1 protein-coding gene is annotated in these 1,336 nt (G+C 69.8%); it reads left to right on the forward strand.

Translation table 11 applies throughout. The features are described from left to right. Positions 1 to 68 precede the first annotated feature (68 nt). The coding region (locus tag AB0B96_RS40830) for a beta-ketoacyl reductase (RefSeq protein WP_362907687.1) at positions 69 to 1,336 on the forward strand (1,268 nt) is incomplete at its 3' end.

Here is a 1,336-nt window from a genome sequence, read left to right on the forward strand (position 1 = left end):
AGGTGTTGGCCGCCTCTGGTGGGGGTGCGGGTAGGGATGCTTTGTTCCAGGTGGAGTGGACGTCGTCGGTGGATCTTCCGGCGGCTGACGCGCTCTCGACGGCGATACTCGGCCAGGACACGTTGGGTGTTGCCGCCACGCTGCGGGCGGGCGGGGATTCGGGTGGGGATCCGGTGCCGGTTCACGCGGATCTGCTGTCGCTGGTTGAGGCGGGGCCGGTGCCGGGTGTGGTGCTGGCGGAAGCGGTCTCCGGCCGGGTCGACGGGGTCGCGGAGTCGGTGCACGAGCTGACCTCGCATGTTCTGGACGTGCTGCAGGGGTGGCTGGCCGATGACCGATGCGCCGATTCGCGCCTGGTGTTCGTCACCCGGGGCGGGGTCGTGGCTGGTGAGGACGGCGAAAAAGCGCCGGACCCGGTCGTGGCGGCGGCACGAGGGCTCGTCCGCAGTGCCCAGTCGGAGAATCCTGGCCGGTTCGTCCTGGTCGACATCGACGACGAGCTGTCCTCGTCCGTACTGGCCGGAGTGCTGGCCTCCGGTGAGCCGCAGGTCGCGGTGCGCGGGGGTGAGGTGTGGGTGCCGAGGCTGGCGCGGGTGACGCCGGATTCGAAGGCCGGTGGCGACGTCCGCTCGTGGGATCCCGAGGGGACGGTGTTGATCACTGGTGGTACCGGTGGTCTGGGGGCGTTGTTCGCGCGGCATGTGGTGGCCGAGCGTGGGATACGGCACCTGCTGCTGGTGAGTCGGCGAGGGCTGGACGCTCCGGGTGCGCTGGAGTTGCGGGCCGAGTTGATCGCGCATGGGGTCGAGGTCACGGTCGCGGCGTGTGATGTGGCCGATCGCGATCAGGTGGCGGCGCTGCTGGCCGGGGTGCCGGAGGAACACCCGTTGACGGCGGTGATTCACACTGCGGGCGTGCTGGCCGATGGGACGATCCCGTCGTTGTCGGCCGAAGATCTGGATGTGGTGTTGCGGCCGAAGGTGGATGCGGCGTGGCATCTGCACGAGCTGACCCGAGGGTTGGGTCTGGCCGAGTTCGTGGTGTTCTCGTCGGTGGCGGGGACGTTCGGTGGGGCGGGGCAGGGTAACTACGCGGCGGCGAACGCGTTCTTGGACGCGTTGGTGGGGGTGCGGCGGGCTGAGGGGTTGGCGGGGTTGTCGTTGGTGTGGGGGGCGTGGGGTCGTGAGGCCGGGATGACGGGTGGGTTGGGTGAGGTGGATCTGCGGCGGTTGGCGCGTTCTGGGATGGTGGCGTTGTCGGCTGAGCAGGGGTTGGGGTTGTTCGAGGCGGCGGTGGGTTCGGGTGGGTCGGTGGTGGTGGCGGCGCGGTTTGATGT

It is taken from the genome of Streptosporangium sp. NPDC049046, assembly GCF_040649155.1.
In the GTDB taxonomy this organism is placed as follows: Bacteria; Actinomycetota; Actinomycetes; order Streptosporangiales; family Streptosporangiaceae; genus Streptosporangium.